We start from the raw sequence: 617 nt of genomic DNA, 5'->3' as shown, positions 1-617 counted from the left end.
CATCGCCGCCGCCGCCAGGATCACTCCCAGCAGGATCATCGGCAGGCTCAGGCGTGGATATGGCGGCATGGGGCTCTCTTCCGGCGCCCGATCCTCTGCCTGAAAGGTTAACCAACCCTTGCCCGGGCCGTGAAAGAGGGCGGCCTCATGGCGCCGCACGCCGGGCTCTGCCAAGCTGCCCCAGCGCCATGGAACCCGTGCTCAACGAAATCCTCGACATCCTGATCGCCTTCGTCCTGGGCGCGGTCATCGGCGCCGAGCGGGAATGGCGGCGGCATCCCGGCGGGCTGCGCTCCTGCGCCATCGTGGCGGCCGCCTCCGCCGGCTACATGCGGCTGATGATCGAGGTGGGCGGCAACAACCTCTCGGCCGGACTCGGCGCGCTCGTGACGGGCGTCGGCTTCCTGGGCGCCGGCGTGATCCTCCACCGCGACACCGGCGTGCGCGGCCTCTCCACCGCGGCGACCTTCTGGGCGGTGGCCGCGATCGGCGCGGCGGCCGGCGCGGCGCATCACCACCTGGCCCTGGCGCTGGCCGCCTCGGTCTTCTTCTCGCATTCGGTGCTGCGCACGGTCTCCAGCTGGATCGAGCGCCATGCCCCGCCGGAAGACGATGCC

Annotated in this window: 1 protein-coding gene; it reads left to right on the top strand. The window is 71.6% G+C overall.

Going from position 1 to position 617, the window contains the following annotated elements:
- Positions 1 to 188: 188 nt before the first annotated feature.
- Positions 189 to 617: MgtC/SapB family protein (locus AC1DWF_RS36085; RefSeq protein ID WP_476843254.1), on the top strand; the 429-nt coding region annotated here is incomplete at its 3' end.

It is taken from the genome of Aminobacter sp. P4_D5, from assembly GCF_056401815.1.
Note: the sequence above shows the minus strand (reverse complement) of the source record. Positions and strands in the feature narration are given on the sequence as shown.